Genomic DNA, 4,601 nt, shown 5'->3' on the forward strand with positions numbered 1-4,601 from the left:
TTCGGGGGCGGAGCCCCCGAGGATGGGACGGGTAGGGGCGGCGGGGGCGAAGGAAACACCCCGTCGGCGTATCAACCGCCCCCCTACGAGGAGCACACCGAAGTGACCACGCTCGCCCCACCCCCGGCCGCCCCGCCCGCGCCACCCGCCGAAGAGCCGGAAAAGCACACCCCCCGACTCCCCGCCCGCCCCGGCCTCGCCCTCGCGGGAGCGACCCTCTGTGTCCTGGCCGCCGTACTCCTCGGCTTCGCCGCGAACCTCACGATCGTCGGTCACCTCCAGCACGCCCGCGACCAGCAGACCGCCTACGACGAACTCCGCCGCCAACTCGCCCTCGGCATCGCCCCCGTGGGCCAGCTCGACTACGAGGGCAAGCTGCTGGAGCCCGGCGCGCCCGTGGCTCTGCTGAGGATCCCCGCGCTCGACATCAGAGAGGTCGTGGCCGAGGGCACGACCTCCGAGGTGCTGATGTCGGGACCCGGTCACCGCCGGGACACCCCGCTGCCCGGCCAGGCGGGGACCGCCGTCCTCATGGGCCGGCAGTGGGCGTACGGCAGCCCCTTCAACCACCTCCACAACCTGCCCGTCGGCACCCGCGTCGAGCTGACGACCGGCCAGGCCAAGGCCGTCTACGAGGTCACCGGCATCCGCCGGGCCGGCGACGAACTGCCCGACCCCCTCGCCGACGGACAAGGACGGCTCACCCTCCTCACCGCGACCGGAGCCCCGTACACCCCCAGCGGTGTGCTCCGCGTCGACGCCAAGCTGATCACGCCGGTGCAGCCCAGCCCGCCGCGTGAGCTGCGCCCGGGCTGGATCGCCGCGTCCGAACAGGCACTTGGCGGCGACGACAACGCCTGGCTCGCGGTCTTCCTCTGGACCCAGGGGCTGCTGCTCGCCGCCCTGCTCGCGGTGTTCGCGTACCGGGTGTGGGGGCGCTGGCAGACCTGGATCTGCGCGGGCCCCCTCCTGCTGGCGCTCGGGCTCGCGGACTCCCGGGCCATCACCGCCCTGCTGCCCAACCTGCTGTGAACCACCCGCCCTTGTGCCGTCCTGCCTCGTACTGGCCTTCCTCGTACCGGAGTTGAGATCACCATCATGTCCACCAACACCACCGAGAACGCCGCGGACGCCTCTCCCGAGGACGCGAACCCCGACCTCACCGACACCGTCCTGCAGCCCCGGATCACCACCGGGCAGCTCTCCGGCCACGGCCCCGCGACCCTGCGCGCCGACTCCGTCTCCGCCTGGTTCGGCGACCACAAGGTCCTCGACCGGGTCTCCCTCACCATGCCCGCCCGCGAGGTCACCGCGCTCATCGGCCCGTCCGGCTGCGGCAAGTCGACGTTCCTGCGCATCCTCAACCGGATGCACGAGCTGATCGCCTCGGCGTCGCTCGGCGGACGCGTCCTCCTCGACGGCGAGGACATCTACGACCGGGGCCGCCGCATCACCCAGGCCCGCCGCCAGGTCGGCATGGTCTTCCAGAAGCCGAACCCCTTCCCGGCCATGTCCATCTACGACAACGTCCTCGCCGGGCTCAAGCTCAACGCCATCAAGGTCTCCCGGGACGGCAGGGACGACCTGGTGGAGGAGTGCCTGACCAAGGCGGGCCTGTGGAAGGAGGTCAAGGACCGGCTGCGCCAGCCCGGCGGCGCGCTCTCCGGCGGCCAGCAGCAACGCCTGTGCATCGCGAGGTCGTTGGCGGTACGCCCCCGGGTGCTCCTCATGGACGAACCGTGCTCGGCACTCGACCCGACCTCGACGAGACGCATCGAGGAGACCATCGCCGAACTGAAGTCGGAGGTGACCATCGTCATCGTCACCCACAACATGCAGCAGGCCGCCCGGGTCTCCGACACCTGTGCGTTCTTCCTGGCCTCCCAGGGCACACCGGGCGTCATCGTCGAACACGGCGACACCGACGCGATGTTCAACTCCCCACAGGACGAACGGACTTCGGACTACGTGAACGGGCGTTTCGGATGACGGGACCACTCCTGGCGCGCGCCGCGCAAGCCGCCGCAGGGCTGTGCGCGGCGGGCGCCCTGCTCACGGCGTGCACAACGGGCGCGCAAGGGCCTGTTGGACCGCTGGCGGACGGCCCCCGCTCGCTCGCTCCCTCACCGGACGTCCCACGCGAGGAACGGGCGTCAACACCCGCCGCCCCGACCGAAGTTCCCACCAGGCCGACCCCCACGACCACACGCCGAGCGCCCGACCCGAAAAGCACACCCGCGTCACCCACCCGCCAGACACGCGGCGGCCCCGATCTCTCCCGAAGCCCCAAGCCCGCCCGTACGAAGGCCACTTCGGCGCCGACCCCCACCCCGACCACCCGGCGGAACACGGCGGTGAGCGGCGGCACCCGCCCCACCGGGACGACGATCCGGATCGGCACCTGGACCGAGGACATCGTGCGCGGTGGCCAGGACGAGATCGACGCGTGCCGGGACGCCGTGCAGTGGAGCGGCCCGACGCTCGGCACCGAGGACGGCTACAAGATGCGTACGGCCGTCCTGGTCGGCCACGACTACTGCGGCTTCGACCGCTTCGCGACCCTGCCCGTGGGCACCCGCGTCACCGTCAGCTCCCCGCGCGGCACCTGGACGTACAAGGTGTACGCGAACTACGTCACGCCGGGCCGAGGCGCCCCGGCCGCAGGCCTGTACTGGGGCGACCTCACCCTCCAGTCGTGCGTCGGGCCGGACACGGGCTTCAGCTATCTCATGCGCGAGTGAAGCGCCGCGCCCGACCCGTACGGGCACTCCATCGGAATCGAGTACGGCTGCGGCTCAGATGCCCGCTGCCGCGGACAGGTCCCGCTTGATCGTCTCCAGCAGGTCGGTCGCCTTCGCCCGGGCCGCCGGGAGATCCGTGTGCGCGGGCACAGGCAGCACGACCTCCAGGTAGCACTTCAGCTTCGGCTCCGTACCGCTGGGGCGGACGATGACCCGGGCGCCGTCGAGCGTGTAGCGCAGGCCGTCCGTGGGCGGGAGCGTCTCCGTGCCCTTGGTGAGGTCCTCGGCCTTCGTGATCGCCAGGCCCGCGAGCCGGGTCGGGGGCTGCTCGCGCAGCCGGCGCATGGCGTTCGCGATGACCGACAGATCCTCGACGCGCACCGACAGCTGATCCGTGGCGTGCAGCCCGTGTTCGACGGCGATGTCGTCGAGCAGATCGAGGAGCGTACGGCCCTCCTCCTTCAGCTCGGAGGCGAGTTCCGTGATGAGGAGCGCGGCCGTGATCCCGTCCTTGTCCCGTACGCCGTCCGGGTCCACGCAGTAGCCGAGGGCCTCCTCGTAGCCGTAGCGCAGGCCCTCGACGCGGGCGATCCACTTGAAGCCGGTGAGGGTCTCCTCGTAGGGGAGGTTCGCCTTCTCGGCGATCCGGCCGAGGAGGGAGGAGGAGACGATCGACTCGGCGAAGGTTCCCCGCGCGCCGCGCCGGACCAGGTGAGTGGCGAGCAGCGCACCGACCTCGTCGCCGCGCAGCATGCGCCAGCCGTCGCCGGACACGGGTACGGCCGCCGCGCAACGGTCCGCGTCAGGGTCGTTCGCGATGACGAGGTCGGGGTTCGTGGCCCGGGCCTCGGCGAAGGCGAGGTCCATCGCGCCGGGCTCTTCCGGGTTGGGGAAGGCGACGGTCGGGAAGTCCGGGTCGGGGTCGGCCTGTTCGGCGACCAGGGCGGGGGCCGGGAAGCCCGCACGGGCGAAGGCGGCGAGGAGGGTGTCCCGGCCGACGCCGTGCATCGGCGTGTAGACCGTGCGGGCGGTACGGGGGGAACCGGGGGCGAGGACGGCGTCCGTACGGGCGAGATAGGCGTTCAGGACGGTGTCGTCGAGGGTTTCCCAGCCGGTGGTGGGGCGGGGGACGTCGGCGAGGGCGTGCACAGCGTCGATCTCGGCGGCGATCTCCGCGTCCGCGGGCGGCACGATCTGCGAACCGTCCCCCAGGTACACCTTGTAGCCGTTGTCGCGGGGCGGGTTGTGGCTGGCGGTGACCTCCACGCCCGCGACGGCGCCGAGATGCCTTATGGCGAACGCCAGTACAGGGGTGGGGAGGGGGCGGGGGAGTACGGCCGCCCTGAGTCCCGCGCCGGTCATCACGGCGGCGGTGTCCTGGGCGAAGTCGGCGGACTTGTGGCGGGCGTCGTAGCCGATGACGACGAGGCCGTCGGTCCGGCCCTTGGACTTGAGGTATGCGGCGAGGCCGGCTGCGGCGCGGATGACGACGGAGCGGTTCATGCGCATGGGGCCGGCGCCGAGTTCGCCTCGCAGGCCTGCTGTGCCGAACTGGAGGGTGCCGGAGAAGCGGGCGGTGAGTTCGGGGAGGTCCTGGGCGTCGATGAGCTTGGCGAGTTCGTCGCGGGTTTCCGCGTCGGGGTCCTCGGCCAGCCACGCCTTGGCCCGTGCGATCAGCTCGTCGTCGTGCACGTCGGTGCCTCTCGGTGTGGTGGTGCGGTTGCGTGGGTCGGGTGCGGTCCCATTGTTCTCGCCCCCGCCGCCTTACCCGTTCCCATCCCTGGGGGCTGCGCCCCCAGACCCCCCTTTCGCGCTGAACGCGCTCGTCCTCAAACGCCGGACGGGCTGGAGGGTGCCGGC

General features: G+C 71.9%; 4 protein-coding genes. 3 read left to right on the top strand and 1 reads right to left on the bottom strand.

Translation table 11 applies throughout. The features are described 5' to 3' along the window. The first annotated feature begins 102 nt into the window (after nucleotides 1–102). From ACWCRB_RS49090 to ACWCRB_RS49100, 3 genes are all read left to right on the top strand, one after another. A complete protein-coding gene (locus ACWCRB_RS49090) occupies nucleotides 103–1,032 on the top strand; it encodes a sortase (RefSeq protein WP_451002264.1) in 930 nt (309 codons plus the stop codon). A 66-nt stretch (nucleotides 1,033–1,098) separates the two neighbouring features. Next, on the top strand, nucleotides 1,099–1,989 hold the full coding sequence (gene pstB, locus ACWCRB_RS49095; RefSeq protein WP_451002265.1) for a phosphate ABC transporter ATP-binding protein PstB: 891 nt from the start codon (nucleotides 1,099–1,101) through the stop codon (nucleotides 1,987–1,989). Continuing rightward, nucleotides 1,986–2,741, top strand: coding sequence for a hypothetical protein (locus tag ACWCRB_RS49100; RefSeq protein WP_451002266.1), 756 nt, complete (start codon nucleotides 1,986–1,988; stop codon nucleotides 2,739–2,741). Before pstB ends, ACWCRB_RS49100 begins: the two co-directional genes overlap by 4 nt. Before the next feature lie 54 nt (nucleotides 2,742–2,795). Here the strand turns inward: ACWCRB_RS49100 and ACWCRB_RS49105 are convergent, their stop codons facing one another. After that, nucleotides 2,796–4,433, bottom strand: a complete 1,638-nt coding sequence (locus ACWCRB_RS49105; RefSeq protein WP_451002267.1) for a phospho-sugar mutase — start codon at nucleotides 4,431–4,433, stop codon at nucleotides 2,796–2,798. Nucleotides 4,434–4,601: the final 168 nt, after the last annotated feature.

Source organism: Streptomyces sp. NPDC002156, assembly GCF_053593675.1.

What these genes read in the sequence shown, in the direction of transcription:
- ACWCRB_RS49100 (WP_451002266.1), top strand. Translation starts at nt 1,986, where the DNA reads ATGACGGGACCACTCCTGGCGCGCGCCGCGCAAGCCGCCGCAGGGCTG.
- pstB (WP_451002265.1), top strand. Translation starts at nt 1,099, where the DNA reads ATGTCCACCAACACCACCGAGAACGCCGCGGACGCCTCTCCCGAGGAC.